The following is an 18,945-nucleotide window of genomic DNA, read 5'->3' as shown; positions in this document are numbered from 1 at the left end:
TCATATTCATTCTGGCTTATCCACGTCGAAAAACGATGGAAATTCGTTATAGACATAGACCACTAACGGCACAGCAAATCATCAAATCTGGTAGAACCAGATTTGCAAGCCCGCTTCATGCAGACCAACGCCGCCTCTTCTACGCCGCACCACCCTCGCTGATTGCAGCGCGCACCAGTGCTGCAGCCGCCCATTGCGCGACGGAGCGGGTTTCCTCGCTGCCCAAACCCCACATATCCTTCAGCACGATCAGCACCTCGACGCCGAAAACGAGCGAAAGCGACTGCGCCAACCGCTCGCTTGCCGCGGGCGAAATCATGTTGCTGAGCGGAGCAATCGCCTCGCGCAGAAGCTCGACGCGATGGCCGCGCTTGAACTGAGGTTCCGTGCCCAATGTGCCGGCCTGGCGCTGCGCCCACTGGTCGAGCGACAGTTTCAGCGCTGCCTTGAAGGTGGCCTCGAATTCCTCGATGCGCGGCAGCGACGTGCCGATGAGATCGGCGACGCGTTCGCCGGTATCCTTCGAATTTGAGCGCCAGTCGAGGATGGGTCCAAGCCCCTCGTCAACCACGGCCTGCACGAGGGCGGCCTGGCTTGGGAAATAACGATAGGCCGTCGCACGCGACACGCCGGCGGCTTCCGCCGCCTCGCTGACCGAAGGCGTTGCGCCGGCCTGCATCAGCCGGATTGCCGTATCCAGCATGAGCCGGCGCGTGCGCGCCCGGGGGCCGCGCTCGGCCTCTTCGACGATTTCAGCTTGTTGACGTGAGACTGCCATGTCAATACGATACGCGCGTCTCAAAAATTTGCAATGGTTGAATCAGCCGTTCGGAAACATGACGGAGACAGGCTGCGACGGGGGAAAATGGTCGCGGCAGGAGGGACCGTGAAGCGCATCTATGTGGTCGGCACAGCCGACACAAAGGGCGAGGAGCTCGACTACCTCGCAGCACGGATTGCGGCACTGGGTGCGGCGCCGGTGCGGGTCGATGTCGGCACGACGCCTGCCGGAATCGACGCCGGGATTTCCGCTGCCGAGGTCGCGCTGCATGGCGCGGACACGACCCAGGCGGAACTCGCCAGCGGCGATCGTGGCCGCGCGGTTGCGGCGATGGCGGATGCCTTTTCGCGCTTCATCACCACGCGCAACGACATTGCCGGCATCATCGGCATCGGTGGCGGTGGCGGCACCTCGATCGTGACCGCAGGCATGCGCGAACTGCCGCTCGGCCTGCCCAAGATCATGGTCTCGACGCTCGCTTCGGGCGATGTCTCACCCTATGTCGGCGTCTCCGACATCGTCATGGTGCCGTCGATCACCGACCTCGCCGGGCTGAACCGCATCAGCCGCGTGGTGCTCTCCAACGCCGCGCAGGCGATTGTCGGCATGGCGGCCAAGCCGGCAAAAATCGAGGATGGCCGGCCGGCGATCGGGCTCACCATGTTCGGCGTCACCACGCCTTGCGTGACGGCGATTTCGGAGCAGTTGCGCGACCGCTATGACTGCCTCGTCTTCCACGCCACGGGCACCGGCGGGCGGACGATGGAAAAGCTGGTAGACAGTTCGATGCTCGCCGGCGTCATCGACATCACCACGACGGAAATATGCGACCTTTTGTTCGGCGGCGTGCTGGCTGCCGGCGAGGACAGGCTGGATGCCATTGCGCGGACAAGGTTGCCCTATGTCGGCTCGGCCGGGGCGCTGGACATGATCAATTTCTGGGCGCCGGAAACCGTGCCGGTGCGCTATCGCGAGCGGCTGTTCTACAAGCACAATTCCAATGTGACGCTGATGCGCACGACCGCGAATGAATGCCGCCAGATCGGCCAATGGATCGGCCAAAAGCTCAGCGCCTGCGAGGGGCCGGTGCATTTTCTGATCCCCGAAAAAGGTGTTTCCGCGCTCGATGTCGAGGGCGGTGCCTTCTTCGATCCCGAAGCTGACGAAGCACTCTTCGACGCCATAGAGACGAGCCTGAAGCCGGCGCCGAACCGGCGCATCGAGCGCCTGCCGCTGCATATCAACGATCCCGAATTCGCGCAGGCGGCCACGGCTGCCTTCCTCGCCATCGCAAAATAGTGAGACCCCAATGCCGGCAATCCCCCGCAAGAAAATCCTCGAAAAATTCCGCGACATGATCGAGCGCGGCGTGCCGATCGTCGGCGGCGGGGCGGGCACCGGCCTGTCGGCCAAGGCCGAGGAAGCGGGCGGCATCGACCTGATCATCATCTACAATTCCGGTCGCTACCGTATGGCCGGGCGTGGCTCGGCGGCAGGGCTGCTCGCCTATGGCAACGCCAACGAGATCGTCAAGGAGATGGCCGTGGAGGTGCTGCCGGTGGTCCGGCACACTCCGGTGCTGGCCGGCGTCAACGGCACCGACCCGTTCATCCTGATGCCGCGCTTCCTCGCCGAGCTCAGGGATATGGGATTCTCGGGCGTGCAGAATTTTCCGACCATCGGGCTGTTCGACGGCAATATGCGGCAGAGCTTCGAGGAAACCGGCATGGGCTACGGCCTCGAGGTCGACATGATCGCTGAGGCGCATGGGCTCGATCTCCTGACCACGCCCTATGTGTTCAATCCCGACGAGGCGCGCGCCATGACCAAGGCCGGCGCCGACATCGTCGTTGCCCATATGGGCGTGACGACCGGCGGCTCGATCGGCGCGACTTCGGCCAAGACGCTGGACGACTGCGTCAAGGAAATCGACGCGATCGCCGAGGCGGCACGCTCGACGCGCAAGGACGTCATCGTGCTTTGCCATGGCGGGCCGATCTCCATGCCGGAGGACGCACGCCACATCCTGGAAAACGCCAGCGGCTGTCATGGATTCTATGGCGCCAGTTCGATGGAGCGGCTGCCGGCGGAAGCCGCGATCCGCGACCAGACGGCGAGCTTCAAGGGCCTGACCCTGATGCCGGCCGCGAACCAGAACTGAGGAGGAGTTTTGTCTATGAGCAAGGAACGCAATTTCGTCTATCCGAAGGACGTGAACACCTTCGCCTTCGACTGGGGCCGGCTGGCGCTGACCGTGGCTCCGGAGGTGAATGGCGCTGCGCGCTTTTCCGGCGGCGTCGTCGATCTTCAGAAGGGCCAGGGCCATTCGCGCCACAACCATCCTGGCGCGGAGGAGATCATCTTCGTCATTTCCGGCAGCGGCGAGCAGATGGTCGAAGACGAGGCCGGCAACCCGGTCGTGCAGAAGGTGGGGCCGGGCTGCACCGTCTATGTGCCGGAAAGCCGGTTCCATTCCACCACCAACACCGGCGACGGGCCGATGCAGCTTTTCGTTGTCTATTCGCCCGCCGGGCCGGAACTGGCGCTGCGCGAGCTTCCCGATTTCAGACTGGTTCCACCGGTCGGCGCATGAAGCCTTTAACCCGTTTTCCTGGCGATTTCATCGATTGAAAACGGGTAAAAACTGCCGCCACGGCTGTGGAGCGTAACAAAACTGACATCGAACTGACACGGCGCTTTCATGTTGGTCCGGTAGCCAATTCTTCCCATGAGGCTGAAACAGCCGAACGGGAAAGTCGCCATGCTCGAAATCCGAAACGTCTCGCGCCGATTTGGCAAGAAGACCGCCGTCGACAGCGTCGCGCTGGAAATCCAGCAGGGCCAGATGGTCGGCATCATCGGCCGTTCCGGCGCCGGCAAATCGACCCTTCTGCGCATGATCAACCGTCTCATCGATCCCACCCAGGGGTCGATTTTTTTTGAGGGCGAGGAAGTGTCGGCCCATCGCGGCGCGACATTGCGGCGATGGCAGCGCGACTGCGCCATGATCTTCCAGCAATTCAATCTCGTGCCGCGCCTCGATGTGCTGACCAACGTCCTGCTCGGCCGGCTCAACCACCGTTCCACCGCACTGAACCTGCTCGGCGTCTTCTCGAACGAGGAACGCGCCCAGGCAATCGCAGCGCTGGAGCGCCTCGATATCGCGCCGACCGCGCTTCAGCGCGCCGGCACGCTTTCGGGTGGCCAGCAGCAGCGCGTGGCGATCGCGCGCGCCTTGATGCAGCAGCCGAAATTGATCCTCGCCGACGAGCCGATCGCCTCGCTCGATCCGATGAATGCCAAGGTGGTGATGGATTCGCTGCGCGACATCAACCTAAGGGAAGGCATCACCGTCATCACCAACCTGCACACGCTGGACACGGCGCGCAGCTATTGCAACCGCATCATCGGCATGGCGGGCGGCAAGGTGGTGTTCGACGGCGCGCCTGAAAGCCTCACCCGCGAGGCCGTGCGCCTCGTCTACGGCGCCGATGCCAACGGCGAAGAAATCTCCGAGGCCATCACCTCGACCAGCATCCGCCCCGAGCGGCTGCGCAAACTCGAATCCGCCGGAACGCTCGAGCCCGCCTACGCCGGCCACTGAGCGTCCGTGATCGTTTCGCCCGCGTGAAGGGCCGATTCTGCACAAGACACATCGATATCAATCGGAATTAACAGGAGACACGTCCATGTTCCCAAGGAAAGCCCTTATGGGCGCGGTTGCGCTCGCCACTCTGGCCGGCGCCACAGTCGCTCATGCCGACAGCCCGGAAGTGTTCCGCGTCGGCATTCTCGGCGGCGAAAACGAAGCCGACAGCCTGCGCAACTACCAGTGCCTCGCCGACACGCTTCCGGCCGCCATCGGCGTCAAGGAAGTCAAGCTGTTCCCGGCGACCGATTATGACGGCGTCATCCAGGGCTTGCTCGGCGGCACGCTCGACTACGCCGAGCTCGGCGCTTCCGGCTATGCCAAGATCTATCTCGCCAAGGCAGACGCGGTCGAGCCGATCCTGACCACCGTCCAGACCGACGGCGCAACCGGCTACTATTCGATCATGGTTGCCCGCAAGGATTCCGGCATCAAGACGCTGGCCGACATGAAGGGCAAGAAGCTCGGCTTCGCCGACCCGGATTCGACCTCGGGCTACCTGATCCCCGTCACCTCGCTGCCCAAGGATATCGGCAACGTCGCGGTCAAGGATTATTTCGGCGAGACCGGCTTCGGCGGCGGCCATGAAAACCTCGTTCTCGCCGTCAAGGACGGCAAGTTCGACGCCGGCACCACCTTCGGCTCGGGCGTAGGCTCGTTCGATGAGGGCTACACCTCGGGCAACCTGCACAAGATGGTTTCCAAGGGCATGATCGACATGAAGGACTTCAATGAAGTCTGGCGCTCGCCGCTGATCCCGAACGGCCCGATCGTCGTTCGCACCGCGCTCGACGCCGACATGAAGGCCAAGTTCAAGCAGTTCATGGTCGACCTGCCGAAGTCCGACCCGGCCTGCTTCTCTGCCATCCAGGGCGGCGACTTCACCAGCTACACCGACGTGACGCCGGCCTTCTACCAGCCGATCATCGACGCCCGCAAGGCGCAGATCGGCGGCTAAGAACCCTTCCTATAAGGCGGCCGGGCAATAAAAAATGCCCGGCCGTTTTTGCAATCTGACGTGAGTGGGAAGCGGCATGAGCCAGACTGTCCATACTGGCCTTTCCAGTGAGGGATTAGCCATCGAGCGGCATTGGCGCGAGCTGGCCTCGCGACGGCGTCTCTATTCGATCCTGATCGTCGGCGCTCTTGCCATCGCACTCGGCAGTTCGCTGTGGTTCGCCAATGAATCCAATGCCGGAAAATTCTTCGACCGCCTGCCGCATTTCTTCGATTTCGCCGGCGACATGCTGCCCCGTGACGGCTGGGAAGTGTGGCGCGCGCTGTTTGACCTGCCCTCGCCTTATTTCGACGGCAGCCTGAAATACGATTATCCCGAAGGCCGCGTCTATCTGTTCGGCTCCGGTTTCTACGTGCCCGAATATTTCTACAAGATGCTGGAAACGCTGAACATTGCGGCACTCTCCACGCTGATCGGCTTCATCTTCGGCTTCATGCTCTGCTTCCTCGCGGCCAAGAACCTCGTTGCCAGCCGGCTGCTGCGTTTCGTCGTGCGGCGCTATATGGAAGTGCTGCGCGCCTTCCCTGAGATCGTCATCGCCGGCTTCTTCGCAGCCGTGCTGTCGCTGGGCGCGATTCCGGCGATCTTCGCCGTCGGCATCCACACCATCGGCGCGCTCGGCAAACTGTTCTACGAGGTGGTCGAGAATGCCGACATGAAGGCCGAGGAAGGCCTGCGCGCCGTCGGCGCCAACTGGTTCGAGCGCGTCGGCTTTGCCATCGTGCCGCAGGTGATGCCGAACTTCATGTCCTATGCGCTGCTGCGCCTCGAGATCAATGTGCGCGCCTCGACCATCATCGGCGCGGTCGGCGGCGGCGGCATCGGCGAGGAACTGCGGCTTTCGATCGGCCGTGGCCATGAGGCCAAGACGCTGGCGATCATCCTCCTGCTGTTCACCACCGTCGTCACCGTAGACCAGTTCTCGGCATGGCTGCGCCGCAAGCTGGTCGGTGCGCAATCCTTCGATTTCGGACGCTGACCATGGCAACCATGACCGCCGTACAACTTGCCGAGATCGAAACCCGTCACCCGGACGTGTTCCATCGCTCCCTCATGAAGCGCTACACGCCGCTATTCGTGGCGCTTGGGTGCCTGCTCTATGTCGTTTATTGCTGGTGGTTCTTCTCCATCGGCACGGTGATTGCCGGCGGCCAATGGGAGCGCGCCAACCTCTATGCGCGGCAGTGGTATTCCTACGATCTGCGGCCAACGATCCGATTCACCGGCACCGAGGCCAGGATCACCTATCCGCGCTATTCGCCGCTGGGCAACAATCCGAACCCGGACTGGGTGACCCAGGCCGGCGACAGGGTGACCGTGGATTTCGGCTCCAGCGGCAGCGTCAGCGCGGACAGCAAGCTGGTTACCGTCGACCATCGCGGCGAGACGCTGACCATGATTCTGGAGCCCGACGGCGCCAAGCCGCAAGGCGCGCTGCCCGGCTGGGCGACGTTGCGCGAGGATGAGGTGAAGGTCGATTTCGGCTTTGCCGGCGAGGCGCGCATTTCACCGGAGCGCGTGTCGATCAGCCGCCGGTTCTTAGGCTGGCCGAACTTCGTGTTCGACCCGAACTCGCCCTTCTGGGGCAAATCGTTCTCCGAGGTGGCGGGGCTCATCACCTCGGGCGAGCGGATCAAGCCGGAAATGTCGAATGCGGCGCTTGCCTTCGACAACATCTGGAACAATTCGCAATGGCAGCATGGCGATGTCTGGACGAAGCTGTTGCAGACCATCGTCATGGCCTTTGTCGGCACGCTGTTCGCCTCCCTTATCGCCTTCCCGCTGGCTTTCATCGCGGCGCGCAACATCACGCCCAATTTCTTCGCCAACCAGCTGACCAAGCGCTTCTTCGACTTCCTGCGCTCGGTCGACATGCTGATCTGGGCGCTGTTTTTCACCCGCGCCTTCGGGCCGGGGCCGCTCGCCGGCATTTCGGCGATCTTCTTCACCGACACGGGCACGCTCGGGAAGGTCTATTCGGAAACGCTGGAAAATGTCGACGACAAGCAGCGCGAGGGCGTGCGCTCGGTGGGCGCTTCGCCGGTCGTCGTGCAGCGCTTCGGCGTGGTGCCACAGGTGCTGCCGGTGTTCCTCAGCCAGGCGCTGTATTTCTGGGAATCCAACACCCGCTCGGCCACCATCATCGGCGCCGTCGGCGCCGGCGGCATCGGGTTGAAGCTATGGGAAGCGATGCGCACCAATTCGAACTGGGCAAATGTCGCCTACATGGTGCTCTTGATCCTGATCGTGGTGTTCATCTTCGACAACATTTCCAATGCGCTGCGAAGAAGGCTGATGGACGGCGGGAATGCGGGGCATTGAGCGGCATTTCGATGGTTCGCAAGTCTACGCTGCCCCTCATCCGCCTGCCGGCACCGACCGGGGCGAGCCACGGGTCTCGCCCGTCCTTCGGACCCCCGTATAGTGACGGGGAGAAGGTGGAAGCTCCAACGCTGACGCCTCCCTCTCCCCCGTCCTTACGGGGAGAGGGTAAGGGTGAGGGGCGGCGCTACGCGGGAGATTGCGATGCGACTAGCCAGTCACCCCAGCTGATAAACCCGCCGCGCCGTATCGCGCAGCACCGCCTTCTGCACCGTCTCCGGGAAGGACGACAGCGCCGTGCGATAGGCCGCGACGAGATCGGCGTAGCTCGTCCATAATTTCTCGATCGGGAAATTGGAGCCGAACAGGCAGCGTTCAGGCCCGAACCGGGCAATGGTCTCGGTCGCCACATCGCGGATATGCTCGGCGTCGTTGCGGTGGATGAAGGTGCCGAGGCCGGAAAGCTTGCTGACCACGTTTTCCTGATCGGCCAGCCGCTTCATGCCCTCGCGCCATGACTTTCGCCCAGCGGGCGACAGGTTTTCGAGCATGCCGGCATGTTGCAGCACGAAGGTGATATCGGGATTGTCCTTGGCGAGTTTCGCCGCGCCCTTCATCTGGGACGCAAAGACCTGGAGGTCGAAGGACCAGCCATGCTCGGCCAGCAGCCGGATGTTCTTGCGAAGCCGAGCATCGCTCGCGAGATCAGGATCGGCGGCGAAGCGGTACATTTCGTTTTTGTGCCAGTGCAGTTGCATGCGGATGCCGCGCATCAGCGGGAATTTCGCCTGGTGCTTCAGGGTCTCGCCGGCATTGTCGTCGAGCAGGTCGGCATAGCCGACGATGCCATGCGGCCAGCCATGCGCGTCGGCCACGCTCTGCACCCAGGCGACCTCGTCGACCGCGCCGGTCTTGGCCCAGTTGGTCTGGATGTAGACGGATTTCTCGACGTTCGAGCTTTTGATGTCGGCCAGGAATTCTTCGATCGGATAGTCGCGGCGAATGGATTCGTAGGGTCCGAAAATGCGCGGCACCATCGGCCCCTGCAGCCACGGCAGATCGGCCTGCCGCCAGATGTGGTGATGACCATCGATGATCTTGATCATGAAAGAACCTCTGTAGAAAAGCGTCTTGCCGCCTGCCGGCGCGGTCGCCGTTCCAACGCTGCGAGATCGCCGACCAGCCTTTCCAGCGCGACAAGGCTGCCGCCATCGGCGACGAGATCGAGGCTGGGCAGGATGCCGGCCATGGCGCGCGTGACGGGGCGATAGCGTGGATCGGCGGCCAGAGGCGTGACCCAGACGAGCCGGTGGCCGAGGCGGGACAGGCGCTCGACGGCATGGACCATCGCGCTAGGGTCGCCGCGCTCCAGCCCGTCGGAAAAGACGATGACGACCGCGCCACGCACCAGCGCAGTGTGGCGCGAGACGGAGAGAAAATCCTCCAGCGAGCGGCCGATCAAGGTGCCGCCGTCGAAGTCGAAGACGATGTCGGCGAGGCCGGCCAGCGCCTGCTCCTCGTTGCGGTGCTTCAGCACCTTTGTCACCCGCGACAGCCGCGTGCCGAAGCAGAAGGTCTCGACCTTGGGCCGCTGCCGCGTCAGGAGATGGGCGAAGCGCAGATAGGGTTCCGACTGCGCCTTCATCGAGCCGGAAACATCGATGAGGAGCAGCAGCCGGCGTGGGCGTTCGGGGCGGGCCTGCCGCAGGATGCGCAGCGTCTCGCCGAAGGTTTTTCGCGCCGCGCGAATGGTGCCCGCAAGGTCGATGCGATGACCTGCGAGGGCCGGCCGCCAGCTTCGGCTGCGCGTTGCCGGCAGGCGGTCGAGGCGGCGCCGCATGCGGGCGAGTGTATCGCGGTCATCCTCACCAGCGCGGGCGAAGTTCTTGCGGTTGCGCACATGATCGTCGGCAGCCGCTTGCCCTGCGGCATCGCCATCGAGCAGATCGAGAAGCTGGTCGCTGCCCTGCGGACGGTCGCTGCGCGGGCTTTCCTGCTCGTCCGGCGATTTGACCATTCCGGCAATGGGCGCAGCACCGAACCACGCCTCGAAGACGGAATCGTAGAGCGGGAATTCTTCCGGCGAGGCGGTGAGGGTGACGCGGCCGGCGCGCGCCAGATCGCCGATGCCGGAAAGCCGCGACACGCGTACGGCGTGAAGAAAGTTCATCGCCCGGCCGGGATCGATCGGCAGGCCGGCCTCACGCAGTGCGGCGGGAAAGCCGGCGAGCAGGTCGGCGCCGAGCGCTGCCGGAAGGCTTTGTGCGGTCGCGCTCATATCACGCCCGCACGCTCGATGACGCCAAAGTCTTCCTGGTCCTTGACCAGCAGGCCGAGCGACCGCTTCAGCGCGTCGGGCCATGGCGTGCCGTCGCGGTGCAGCACTTGCGCCGCGCGCGCCCAATCTATGCTTTCGGCAATGCCGGGCCGCTTGATCAGCGGCAGGCAGCGGATGGCGGCGACGGCCTCGACCAGCCGCTCGGCCGCTTCCGACGCAATGCCGGGCGCATGGCGCTCGATGATGGCACGCTCGCGGGCACGGTCGGGATAGTCGATCCAGTGATAGAGGCAGCGACGGCGCAGCGCGTCGTGCAATTCGCGGGTGCGGTTGGAGGTCAGGATGGTGACGACGGGCTGCTCGGCCTTGACCGTGCCGATCTCGGGAATGGAAATCTGGAAGTCGGACAGGAATTCGAGCAGGAATGCCTCAAAGGCATCGTCGGCGCGGTCGATCTCGTCTATCAGGAGCACCGTCGTGCCGGCGTTGCGCAGTGCTTTCAGCAGCGGCATTTCGATGAGGAATTCCGGGGCGTAGAGGTCGGCGGTCTCGACCTTGCCGCCGCGCTCGGCCACCCGCACCGCCAGTAGCTGGCGGGCGTGGTCCCAGTCGTAGAGCGCCCGCGAGGCATCGATGCCTTCATAGCATTGCAGGCGCACGCATTGCCGATCGAGGATTTTCGCCAGCGTGTTGGCGACCTCGGTCTTGCCGACGCCCGGCACGCCTTCCAGCAGCAGCGGCTTGCCGAGTTCAAGGGCAAGGTAGAGCGCGGTGACCAGTGTCTCGTCGGCAAGATAGCCGGCGGCGGCGAGGGAGGCGTCGAGTTGATCCTGGGTTAGTGGTGAGGGCATGGAAATGCACCCGATCTTACGCCCGAAACCACCTTGTAATAGATCAGGTAAGTTGGAGGTACAGGCCGGAGTCGAACCGGCTCATGGCGGTTTTGCAGACCGCAGCGTTCCCATCTCGCCCCTGCACCATGCCTTGGCTTTAGCAAGAAATCATCAGAGAAGCTACGGTCCATAGAAACGATCTCGCACTGATGCTCTGCGCCAGCTTTTCGCCTCAAAACTGCAATTTCTCGTCACACACCATCCGAAACCGGTTGGAGCAATGCGCGGCAGCATCGCCACCCGCAGCCTTGCCGGCATCAGTGGCGAAGGCGTCGGCCATGGCCTGCTCGCTGTCGAAATACATCTCCGACACGCCGTCGAAAGGCGCTTCGGCATTCTCGGCGCGCAGCACATTGGAGGTGTATTTGCGCATGCCCGGCAGGTTGCGGGCGAAGGCTACATGGTCTTCCAGAATCCATTTGCGGAAGTCGTCGAAGCTCATGCCGTCCTTGCGCTTCATCAGGGCCATGACTTTGATCATTCCATCGTCCTTTCGATTTCAGCTCGGGTTGCCGCGCAGCGCATCAAGGCCGCGCAGGATTTTTTCGGGCGTGATCGGCATGGAGGTGACGCGCACGCCACAGGCGTCGAAAATGGCGTTGGCGATGGCCGGGATCGGCGAATTGGCCGTCATCTCGCCGATGCCCTTGGCGCCGTAAGGACCGTTGGAGGACGGCCGCTCGATGATGACGGAATCCATCTCGGCAATGTCGCCCGGCCCCGGCATCAGATATTCGGAGAAATCGAGCGGGCCGTGCGCGCGGCTGGGATAATAGGGCTCCGTCGTCTCATAGAGCGCATGGCTGATGGCCATCCAGGCGCCGCCGACGATCTGCTGGTGGGCGAGCGCCGGGTTCATGGCGCGGCCGATTTCATAGGCGTTGGTCATCTTGAGAACGGTGACGTCGCCGGTCTCGTCATCGACCTCGACCTCGGCGATGGTGCAGGCGTGGGCCTGGCAGGAATCCGGGTCCATCTCACCGGTTTCGGGCACGACCTCGCTTTTCGGCTTGAGATACATGCCGCGTCCCGAGATTGTCCTGCCATGCTTGAAATGGGCGGCGAGCGCGACATCGAGCACGGCGATGCCCTTGTCTGGCGCGCCGTTGACATGGATGCGGCCCTTGCCGTCGGTGACAAGATCGCCGGCATCGACCTCCAGTTCGGTCGCCGCCACGCTCATCATCACTTCGCGCGCTTCCTTGGCCGCCATCATGATGGCGTTGCCGATGCGGTGCGTGCCGCGCGAGGCAAACGTGCCCATGCAGTGCGGGCCGGTGTCGGTGTCGGCGGTGTCGATCATGACGCTTTCATAGGGCACACCCAGCGTTTCGGCGGCGATCTGCGCGCCGACGGTCTTGATGCCCTGCCCGAGATCGACCGAGGACAGCGTGATGACGAAGCTGCCGGTGGTCGTCGCATGGATCAGCGCCTGAGACGGGTCGCCGCCAAGGTTCATGCCGGTGGGATAGTTCACTGCCGCAACGCCGCGGCCCTTCAGCCTCGCCATGTCAGCCCTCCCTCGTCATCGACGACATTTTGGCAAAGCGCGGCGCAAGCTGCTTGCCGGTCTGGCGGGCGGCGGCCTGGATGACCTCGACCAATGCAGCGCCATCGACCTTCTTGCGATGGGCCTTCATATCGCCGTCGCGATAGGCGTTCAGCAGCCGCAGTTCCATCGGGTCCATGTCGAGAAACCGCGCGATCTGGTCCATCTGCGATTCCAGCGCGAAATCGCCGATGGTCACGCCAAAGCCGCGCATGGCCGAGGACGGCGTGCGGTTGGTGTAGACGCAGTAAGCGTCGACATGGACGTTGAGGATCGTATAGGGCCCCGGCATGTGGGCGGCGGCCTTGGTGGTGCCATAGGTGGAATGGCGGCAATAAGCGCCGGCATCGACATAGAGCGTGATTTTCCGGGCGACGATGCGCCCGTCCTTCATGACGCCGTCCTTGATGTAGATGCGCTCGGCGGCGCGCGGCGACGACACCTGCATCTCCTCGGCGCGGCTATAGGCATATTTCACCGGCCGGTTGGTGAGCATGGCGCCCAGGGCGGCGATCGGCTCGACGATGACGTCGACCTTGCCGCCGAAGCCGCCGCCCACCGTGCCACCGACGAGACGGAGCTTATTGAACGGCACACCGAGGATGAGCGCCATATTGTCGAGGGTAAAATAGAGCGCCTGCGTGTTGGAATAGATGGTGATGCGTCCATTGCCCTCGGGCTTTGCCGTACAGCCGGTGGTTTCGGTCGGCGCGTGTTCGATGGGCGAGGAGTCGTAGCGATGCTCGATGATGTGGTCGGCCTCGGCAAAGCCCTTGTCGACATCGCCGAAGCGGATGCGCCGGCAATTGTGGCCCTCATAGACGAAGTGGTTGGTGCCGTCCTTCTTGAAGGGCGTGGAGGTCATGGCGTCCTCGACATCGAAGACGGGTGGCAGGTCCTCATAGTCGACCACCACGCGGCGCGCGGCCTCGAGGGCTGCCTGCGGCGTCTCGGCCAGCACGGCGCAGATCTGCTCGCCCATGAACAGCACCCGGTCTTCCGGCAGCACCGGTTCGTCATCGGGGCCGACACCGATGAGCTTGAGGATCGTGTACCAGTTGTTGGGCACGTCCTTGTGGGTGAGGATGCGCACGACGCCCGGCACCTTCATGGCGGCCTCGGTGTCGATGCCCTTGATCAGCGCATGATGGCGGTTGGAGCGCACCATTTTCAGGTGCAGCGTGTTGGGGAAGCTCACATCCTCGTAGAACTGCGTGCGCCCGGTGACATGGCCGCGCGCATCGGCACGCTGGACGCTTTCGCCGACGACCGAAAGCTCGGCCTCGCGTTCCTTGGCAAAGAAGCTGGTGTCGATCTTTTCCATGATCCGTCCCCTCACGCCGCTTCGGCGCGGCTGGCCGACTTGACCCTGACGGCGGCATCGAGAATGGCGTCGATGATTGCCTCGTAGCCGGTGCAGCGGCAGATGTTGCCGGAGATTGCGCGCACGACATCCTCGCGCGCCGGGTTAGGGTTCTTCGCCAGCAAGGCAGCCGCGACCATGATCATGCCGGAGGTGCAGAAGCCGCATTGGGTGGCGAAACCTTCGAGGAATGCCTCCTGGATCGGATGCAGCCCTTGCGGCGGGGTCAGGCCTTCGATGGTTTCGACATGCGCGCCTTCGATCGTCTCGACCGGCAGCATGCAGGACATCGCCGTCTTGCCGTCGACAAGCACGGTGCAGGTGCCGCAGGCGCCCTGCTCGCAGCCGCGCCGCGTGCCGGTCAGCCCCTGGCTTTCCCGCAGCACGTCGAGCAGCGTCGTGCCGGGTGCCGCGAGCATCTGACGCTCGGCGCCGTTGATGGTGAGCGATACGACGGAATGCTTCATGGCTACCCTCCCGGTGGCTTATCTTTCGCTGACCATGATCTTGTCCAAAAGCCGGCCTCCACTTTTTGGGATCATGGTTTTCGCTGGTACCGATTATTCGCCGAGCAATGCCCGCCTGATATGCACCGGCGTTACCCGCGCCCGGTACCAGGCGCTGGCATAGGCATCGTCGGCCGGATCGATGTCGTTCAAGGCTTCCCGGGCGGCCGCTTCGACATGCGCGCGGTCAAAGGGTTTTCCCGTCAGAGCCTTCTCGACGGACGTTGCGCGTACCGGCGTCTTCGCCACGCCGCCGAGCGCGATGCGGGCTGAAGAGACGACACCGCCTTCCAGCACTATGACCGCAGCGACGGTAACGATTGCGGCGGAGTTGAACGCCTTGCGCGTCGCCTTGGTGAATTTGAACGCGTCTTTCGCCGGCAGCGCAAAGCTGACCTGCGTGACGATTTCGCCGGCCTTTACGCCGCTTAAAACGGTCTGCTCGACCGGCTCGATGCGCTCGCCCCCCGCACCCGCAATGGCGGCTGTCGCACCCAGCGCGATCAGGCACACAGTGAGGTCGCCATAGGGTTGCTTGACGAAAAGATTGCCGCCGACGGTCGCCATGTTGCGGATGGTGGGCGAGGCGATGGTGTCCAAAGCGGGGTACAGGAAAGCCAGAGCCTTTTCGTCTTCCAGCTCGGCAAGGGTGGTCGCCGCACCTATGGTGGTCTTGCCAGTTTCGATGCTGATGCCCGATAGCCCAGCCTTGCGCAGGCTGACGAGGCTGGTGAAAGCATCCGTGCCGTAGTTCAGCACCGGCATGACCACCGTACCGCCAGCGAGGATGATCGCGCCTTCTAAACTCGACAGGAATCGCTGTGCTTCGGGCACGGAGCCCGGCATTGCCACGGTTTGAAGCATGGTCTCCTCCCAGAGATCAGGCGATCTGTTTGCGCCGGTTCTTGCGCTGGCCGTCTTCGGCCTTGATTATCTATTATCGATAAATCAAAATCGCTTTGTCAACTCTGGTCCGACCAAATAAGATGCTGCAACGCAGTGACAGATGGATTCGGCAGGACATTCGATGAGCGAAATGCGCAAGGTGAAGGCGGGGGAGTTGCCGGATACGGGCTTCGTCAACACGCCGCTGAGGCAACGGCTGAAGGAGGTGCTGCTGCGGCGCATCCTCGGCGGGCACTACGACCCCGGCGAGCGGCTGATCGAATTGCGCATCGCCGAGGAATTCGGCACCAGCCAGGGCCCGGTGCGCGAGGCGCTGCGCGAACTGGAAGCGACCGGCCTCGTCACCAATTTGCCGCGGCGGGGCACCTATGTCTCGGAAGTGATGGGCGACGGCCTGCGCGAAATCTACACCGTGCGCGGCGCGCTGGAAGAACAGGCGACGCGCATCGCCACCACACAGCGCGCCTGCGACCTCGACTACCTGCAGCGCGAGGTCGACCTGATGCGCGACGCGGCGATTGCCGGCGACACGCATGGCGTGGTCGAGCATTCGGTGAAATTCCACCGCTCGATCATGGAGGCGGCGAAGAACCGACTGCTGCTCAACATCTGGCAGTCGCTGCAGATCGAGACGCGCACGACCATCACCATGCTGACGGAGGGGCTCGATCTGGTTGAGATCGCCTACAGCCACCAGCCGATCATCGATGCCATCGCCAGCGGCAATGCCGAGGAAGCGGCGCGGGTGGCGCGCGAGCATCAGGATTATTTCGAGCGCCTGCCGGTGCCGACACGGGCTTGAGCCCTAGAATCAGGAATTAGCCGAAAGGCCGGCGGCAGAGCGGTCTGCGGCGGAGGAATTCAGGGAGGAATGTCATGAATATTGCGACGCTTGCTGCTCAACAGAGCACGGTTCCGTTCGACCAGGCAAAACTCGACCGGCTGATGGACGAGGCCGGCATCGACGTGCTGGTCGCGACCTCGAAGCACAATGTCCAGTATCTGCTGGGCGGCTACAGATTCATCTTCTTTTCGGCCATGGAGGCGATCGGCCACAGCCGCTACCTGCCGGTGCTGATCTATGAGAAGGGCAAGCCCGATCACGCCTCCTATATCGGCAACCGCATGGAGGGCGGCGAGCACCAGAACAACCCGTTCTGGACGCCCACGGTGCAGACCGCGACATGGGGCTCGGCCGATGCGGCAAAGCTTGCGGCCGAGCATTTGAAGACGATCGGCAAGGACAAGGCGCGCATCGGCATCGAGCCGCCGTTCCTGCCGTCTGACGCGCATGGCGTGCTGCAAAGTGCCCTGCCCGGCGCGACACTTATCGATGCGACCTCGACCATGGAGCGCCTGCGCGCGATCAAGACGCTTCAGGAACTGGAAAAGCTGCGTCAAGCCTCCGAGCTGATCACCGATTCGATGACCGCGGTCTTCACGGGCCAGCGCGCCGGTGCGAGCAAGCGGGAGATCGTCGATGCGCTGCGCCGCGAGGAGACCAATCGCGGCCTGCAGTTCGAATATTGCCTGCTGACCCTCGGCGCCAGCCACAACCGCGCCGTCTCGCCCCAGACATGGAGCAAAGGCGAGGTGCTGTCGCTGGATTCGGGCGGCAATTTTCACGGCTATATCGGCGACCTCTGCCGCATGGGCGTGATGGGCGAGCCGGACCAGGAGTTGAAGGACCTGCTGGCCGAGATCGAGGCGGTGCAGCAGGCGGCATTCTCGCTGTGCCGCGCCGGCACGCTGGGCGGCGACATGATCGACCATGCCGAGAAGGCGCTGAAGGCGTCACCAAGTGCAGCCTTCACCGATTTCTTCGCCCATGGCATGGGGCTGATCAGCCATGAAGCGCCTTTCCTGATGACCAACCACCCCGTCGCCTATGAGGGCGTCGACGCCGGCAAGCCGCTGGAAGCCGGCATGGTGCTGTCGGTGGAGACGACCATGCTGCATCCAACGCGCGGCTTCATCAAGCTGGAGGATACGGTTGCGATCAAGGATGGTGGGTATGACATGTTCGGCGAGCGCGGGCGGGGGTGGAATGTGAGTGGGGGTTGAGGGTGATTGCCTGAGGCATTTGCTGGCATCGGCTCGCAGCAATTGCATTGGCGCCGCAAGACCCCTCTCCGTCTCGGCTTCGCCGAGCCACCTCTCCCCATTTCATGGGGCGAGGAACCCAAGTTCTGCGATGCCTTGACCTCTGAGTTGCCGCAACGTTGGCGAGTGCCGGTTCCTCGCCCCCGCAAAGCGGGGGAGAGGTGGCGCGCGAAGCGCGACGGAGAGGGGGAGCGGCTTAGCTCCAGATGCCAAGACCCTACCCGCCATGCTTCTCAAGAAACGCTTCCGCATCCAGCGCCCGAAAATCATCAAGCGCCGTGCGCAACCGCGCGTGGTCCCAATCCCACCAGGCGAGCGCCTGGTAGCGTTCGGCGGTCTTGCGGTCGAAGCGCTCGCGGATCGGTTTGGCCGGCACGCCGCCGACGATGGTGTAGGGCGCGACATCCTTCGACACGACCGCCCCTGCCCCGACCGCCGCACCGTCGCCGACAGTGACGCCGGGGAGGATGGTCGAGCCGTGGCCGAGCCAAGTGTCGTGGCCGATTGTGACCGCGTTGGAGCGGCGCCAGTCGAAGAACTCTTCCTCATGGGTGGCGTCGTCCCAATAGTCGGAGGCGCGGTAGGTGAAGTGATGCAGCGTTGGCCGCCATGTCGGGTGGTTGGTGGCGTTGATGCGCACGGCGGCGGCAATGTTGGCGAACTTGCCGATGGTCGCGCACCAGACGCCGCAATCCTGCATGACGTAGGAGTAATCGCCGAGCGTCGTTTCGTGAACGCGCGAGCGGTCGGCGATCTCGGTGTAGCGGCCGAGCGTCGAGTTGCTGACCTCCGCAGTCGGGTGGACGCGCGGCTCTTCCGAAAGCTTGCCGCTCATGCTGCGATCTTTCCGGCGGCGAATTCGGTGACATCGATGATGCGGTCGGCGACCGCCTCGCGCACGTCCTGATCGTGGAAGATGCCTAGCAGGGCGACGCCTGCAGCTTTCTTCTGCGCGATGAGATCGACCACCACCTGCCGGTTGACGGCATCTAGAGAGGCTGTCGGTTCGTCGAGCAGCAGCACCGGATGCGCGGTGATGAAGCCGCGCGCGATGTTGACGCGCTGCTGCTCGCCGCCCGAGAAGGTGGCGGGCGGAAGCAGCCACAGCTTTTCCGGCAGGTTGAGGCGGGCAAGCAGTTCGCGCGCCTTGTCGCGGGCGCCATCCCTGTCCTCGCCGAGCATCACCAAGGGCTCGGCGACGACATCGAGTGCGGAGACGCGCGGCACGGTGCGCAGGAACTGGCTGACATAGCCGATCGTGTCGCGGCGGATCCGCAGCATCGTGCGCGGGCTGGCGGTGGCGAGATCGACGAGTTCGCCGCCATGGCTGACGATGATCTGGCCTTCATCGACGGCATAGTTGCCGTAGAGCATTTTCAGGATCGAGCTTTTGCCGGCACCCGACGGCCCGCCGAGCACGGCACATTCGCCGGATTTCAGCGAGAAGGAGACATTGGCTACGACCGGCAGCTTTATGCCGTCGCGCAGATGCATGGTGAAGCTCTTGGCGACTTCGGAAACGACGACGGGCGTGGGCATGTTAGTCTCTTTCGTATTTACGCGTGATCTTGTCCGAA

Annotated in this window: 20 protein-coding genes and 1 tRNA gene; 9 read left to right on the top strand and 12 right to left on the bottom strand. The window is 63.6% G+C overall.

Annotated features, from left to right (window positions below; genetic code table 11):
• Positions 1 to 139: 139 nt before the first annotated feature.
• Positions 140 to 778, bottom strand: coding sequence for a TetR/AcrR family transcriptional regulator (locus tag WBQ96_RS17035; RefSeq protein WP_336551599.1), 639 nt, complete (start codon positions 776 to 778; stop codon positions 140 to 142).
• Positions 779 to 886: 108 nt separating this feature from the next.
• Here WBQ96_RS17035 and WBQ96_RS17030 point away from each other — a divergent pair, with 108 nt between their 5' ends.
• From WBQ96_RS17030 to phnE (WBQ96_RS17000), 7 genes are all read left to right on the top strand, one after another.
• Positions 887 to 2,080 carry a Tm-1-like ATP-binding domain-containing protein gene (locus tag WBQ96_RS17030; protein WP_336551600.1) on the top strand — a complete coding sequence of 398 codons (1,194 nt, stop codon included), beginning with the start codon at positions 887 to 889 and terminating at the stop codon, positions 2,078 to 2,080.
• Positions 2,081 to 2,090: 10 nt separating this feature from the next.
• Positions 2,091 to 2,942, top strand: coding sequence for a phosphoenolpyruvate hydrolase family protein (locus tag WBQ96_RS17025; RefSeq protein WP_336551602.1), 852 nt, complete (start codon positions 2,091 to 2,093; stop codon positions 2,940 to 2,942).
• Between the two features lie 15 nt (positions 2,943 to 2,957).
• Positions 2,958 to 3,374 carry a cupin domain-containing protein gene (locus WBQ96_RS17020; RefSeq protein ID WP_336551604.1) on the top strand — a complete coding sequence of 139 codons (417 nt, stop codon included), beginning with the start codon at positions 2,958 to 2,960 and terminating at the stop codon, positions 3,372 to 3,374.
• Positions 3,375 to 3,542: 168 nt separating this feature from the next.
• A complete protein-coding gene (gene phnC, locus WBQ96_RS17015; protein ID WP_336551606.1) occupies positions 3,543 to 4,385 on the top strand; it encodes a phosphonate ABC transporter ATP-binding protein in 843 nt (280 codons plus the stop codon).
• Between the two features lie 85 nt (positions 4,386 to 4,470).
• Positions 4,471 to 5,388 (top strand): phosphonate ABC transporter substrate-binding protein, encoded by a 918-nt coding sequence (phnD, locus tag WBQ96_RS17010; protein ID WP_336551607.1) that lies wholly within the window; start codon positions 4,471 to 4,473, stop codon positions 5,386 to 5,388.
• Between the two features lie 76 nt (positions 5,389 to 5,464).
• On the top strand, positions 5,465 to 6,427 hold the full coding sequence (phnE, locus tag WBQ96_RS17005; RefSeq protein ID WP_336551608.1) for a phosphonate ABC transporter, permease protein PhnE: 963 nt from the start codon (positions 5,465 to 5,467) through the stop codon (positions 6,425 to 6,427).
• A 2-nt stretch (positions 6,428 to 6,429) separates the two neighbouring features.
• On the top strand, positions 6,430 to 7,770 hold the full coding sequence (gene phnE, locus WBQ96_RS17000) for a phosphonate ABC transporter, permease protein PhnE (RefSeq protein WP_336551610.1): 1,341 nt from the start codon (positions 6,430 to 6,432) through the stop codon (positions 7,768 to 7,770).
• 218 nt (positions 7,771 to 7,988) lie between these two features.
• Here the strand turns inward: phnE (WBQ96_RS17000) and WBQ96_RS16995 are convergent, their stop codons facing one another.
• From WBQ96_RS16995 to WBQ96_RS16955, 9 genes are all read right to left on the bottom strand, one after another.
• Positions 7,989 to 8,876, bottom strand: coding sequence for an amidohydrolase family protein (locus WBQ96_RS16995; protein ID WP_336551612.1), 888 nt, complete (start codon positions 8,874 to 8,876; stop codon positions 7,989 to 7,991).
• Positions 8,873 to 10,048: a vWA domain-containing protein gene (locus tag WBQ96_RS16990; protein ID WP_336551614.1), complete on the bottom strand. Its 1,176-nt coding sequence runs from the start codon at positions 10,046 to 10,048 to the stop codon at positions 8,873 to 8,875. The genes WBQ96_RS16995 and WBQ96_RS16990 overlap by 4 nt, the downstream gene beginning before the upstream one ends.
• Positions 10,045 to 10,899 (bottom strand): AAA family ATPase, encoded by an 855-nt coding sequence (locus WBQ96_RS16985; RefSeq protein ID WP_336551616.1) that lies wholly within the window; start codon positions 10,897 to 10,899, stop codon positions 10,045 to 10,047. The genes WBQ96_RS16990 and WBQ96_RS16985 overlap by 4 nt, the downstream gene beginning before the upstream one ends.
• A gap of 53 nt (positions 10,900 to 10,952) precedes the next feature.
• Positions 10,953 to 11,027, bottom strand: a tRNA-Cys gene (locus tag WBQ96_RS16980).
• Positions 11,028 to 11,113: 86 nt separating this feature from the next.
• Entirely contained in the window at positions 11,114 to 11,422 is a 309-nt protein-coding gene (locus WBQ96_RS16975) for an EthD family reductase (RefSeq protein WP_336551618.1), read from the bottom strand.
• Between the two features lie 18 nt (positions 11,423 to 11,440).
• Positions 11,441 to 12,451 (bottom strand): xanthine dehydrogenase family protein molybdopterin-binding subunit, encoded by a 1,011-nt coding sequence (locus WBQ96_RS16970; RefSeq protein ID WP_336551620.1) that lies wholly within the window; start codon positions 12,449 to 12,451, stop codon positions 11,441 to 11,443.
• A gap of 1 nt (position 12,452) precedes the next feature.
• Entirely contained in the window at positions 12,453 to 13,814 is a 1,362-nt protein-coding gene (locus WBQ96_RS16965) for a xanthine dehydrogenase family protein molybdopterin-binding subunit (protein WP_336551622.1), read from the bottom strand.
• An 11-nt stretch (positions 13,815 to 13,825) separates the two neighbouring features.
• Positions 13,826 to 14,320 carry a (2Fe-2S)-binding protein gene (locus WBQ96_RS16960; protein WP_336551624.1) on the bottom strand — a complete coding sequence of 165 codons (495 nt, stop codon included), beginning with the start codon at positions 14,318 to 14,320 and terminating at the stop codon, positions 13,826 to 13,828.
• A gap of 93 nt (positions 14,321 to 14,413) precedes the next feature.
• Positions 14,414 to 15,223, bottom strand: coding sequence for an FAD binding domain-containing protein (locus tag WBQ96_RS16955; RefSeq protein ID WP_336551626.1), 810 nt, complete (start codon positions 15,221 to 15,223; stop codon positions 14,414 to 14,416).
• A gap of 163 nt (positions 15,224 to 15,386) precedes the next feature.
• Here WBQ96_RS16955 and WBQ96_RS16950 point away from each other — a divergent pair, with 163 nt between their 5' ends.
• Positions 15,387 to 16,067, top strand: coding sequence for a GntR family transcriptional regulator (locus tag WBQ96_RS16950; RefSeq protein WP_336551628.1), 681 nt, complete (start codon positions 15,387 to 15,389; stop codon positions 16,065 to 16,067).
• Between the two features lie 74 nt (positions 16,068 to 16,141).
• Positions 16,142 to 17,329 (top strand): M24 family metallopeptidase, encoded by a 1,188-nt coding sequence (locus tag WBQ96_RS16945; RefSeq protein ID WP_336551630.1) that lies wholly within the window; start codon positions 16,142 to 16,144, stop codon positions 17,327 to 17,329.
• A 256-nt stretch (positions 17,330 to 17,585) separates the two neighbouring features.
• Here WBQ96_RS16945 and WBQ96_RS16940 read toward each other — a convergent pair whose 3' ends face one another.
• The gene (locus WBQ96_RS16940; RefSeq protein ID WP_336551632.1) at positions 17,586 to 18,203 is read right to left on the bottom strand and encodes a DapH/DapD/GlmU-related protein; all 618 of its coding nucleotides are present in this window, start codon (positions 18,201 to 18,203) and stop codon (positions 17,586 to 17,588) included.
• Positions 18,200 to 18,907, bottom strand: coding sequence for a phosphonate C-P lyase system protein PhnL (gene phnL / locus WBQ96_RS16935; protein ID WP_119821162.1), 708 nt, complete (start codon positions 18,905 to 18,907; stop codon positions 18,200 to 18,202). Before phnL ends, WBQ96_RS16940 begins: the two co-directional genes overlap by 4 nt.
• Between the last annotated feature and the right edge of the window lie 38 nt (positions 18,908 to 18,945).

This window comes from Mesorhizobium sp. CCNWLY176 (assembly GCF_037153935.1).
In the GTDB taxonomy this organism is placed as follows: domain Bacteria; phylum Pseudomonadota; class Alphaproteobacteria; order Rhizobiales; family Rhizobiaceae; genus Mesorhizobium_M; species Mesorhizobium_M zhangyense.
This window is presented reverse-complemented; position numbering and strand designations above follow the sequence as displayed.